A 1,375-nucleotide genomic window follows, 5' to 3' on the forward strand; every position below is an offset into this window, starting at 1 on the left:
GGATGCTAGAAAGAAAAAGTTTTAAATAATTGACTAAACCCTTAATGGGTTTAGTTTGATATAAAGGTGGGTTGATTAGTAAACTAATTAGCTTAGTAAGACTTTCAAATTTAATTTCTTCAAATTAACAATCTTTTTACAGAATTTACAATATTAAATCACAATTAATTTTTCATTGCAAAAAATATTTTTATAATTACAAAAATATTTTATAGGAGAAAAGCAGTGAAAAGTGTTAAAATAAAAGTTGCTTTGATTGCAAATATCATAGCAATTGTGTGCCTTTTGATTCTAGGAATTGTAACATTTATTTTTGTTAAAGATGCTCTTTTTCAAGAAATTGTTAATTCTGAGCAAAATCGTTTAATTTCTACAAAAAATCTTATGGCTAATTTCAAAGATGATACGTCTGATTCGTTAAAAAAACTAAGCGAAACTATACTTAGACACCCTTATTCTGATTTAAATTCTGCTGAAAAATTAATGGATAACATAGGCTATCAATTAAGATCATTCAGAGATTCTGGTAATTTTCTAGCGGTTTATCTAGCTCAACCAAATGGAGAATTAATAGTAAGTGATCCAGATAGTGATAGCAAAGGCTTAGACTATGGAATTTATGGAAAAGCTGATAATTATGATGCAAGAACAAGAGAATTTTATATAGAAGCAATGAAAAACAATAGCCTATATATCACTCCTTCTTATATTGATGTTACAACAGGTTTACCTTGCTTTACCTATGCCATGCCAATATATAAAGATGGTAATTTTATAGGAGTATTGGCAATTGATGTTTTGGTTAAAGATTTAGAAGATAGTCTTAAACAAATGCCAGGTGCTTCTTTTATTTATGACAAAAATCGTTTTTCATTTGTTTCAACAAATAAAAATTATATTGGAAGCGATCCAAATGTTGCCATTGTAGCAGATGGATTTAGCAAAGTAAAAGATGGTGAACCATTCTTTTATACTAGCAAAGAAGGAAACGAAAGACTTGCAATGTGTGATAACATAGATGGATATACAGTATGTAACATGGCTTATATTGATACAATTTCTCAATCAAGTGAGAAAATAGCCTATATACAAGCCATTATTGTTATTTTTACAAGTATTGCAAGTATTGTTTTACTTTATTTCATCATCTCTTATTATCTATCACCTTTACAAGCTATACAAAATGGTCTTAGTTCTTTCTTTGACTTCATCAATCATAAAACTAAAGATTCTGCTATGATAGATGTTAAAAGCAACGATGAATTTGGAGTAATAGCAAAAGCTATTAATGAAAACATCACTAAAACTAAAAATGCATTAGAACAAGATGCTAAAGCAGTAGAACAATCAGTAGAAACCGTTAGAGAGGTTGAAG

At 28.4% G+C, this 1,375-nt stretch carries 1 protein-coding gene; it reads left to right on the forward strand.

Features of this window, described 5'->3' with window-relative positions; translation table 11 throughout:
• Positions 1-225: 225 nt before the first annotated feature.
• A partial coding sequence (locus L8X36_RS08040) for a methyl-accepting chemotaxis protein (protein ID WP_263683324.1) occupies positions 226-1,375 on the forward strand: 1,150 nt, incomplete at its 3' end.

The sequence above is a fragment of the Campylobacter sp. CNRCH_2014_0184h genome, assembly GCF_025772985.1.
Classification (GTDB): domain Bacteria; phylum Campylobacterota; class Campylobacteria; order Campylobacterales; family Campylobacteraceae; genus Campylobacter_D.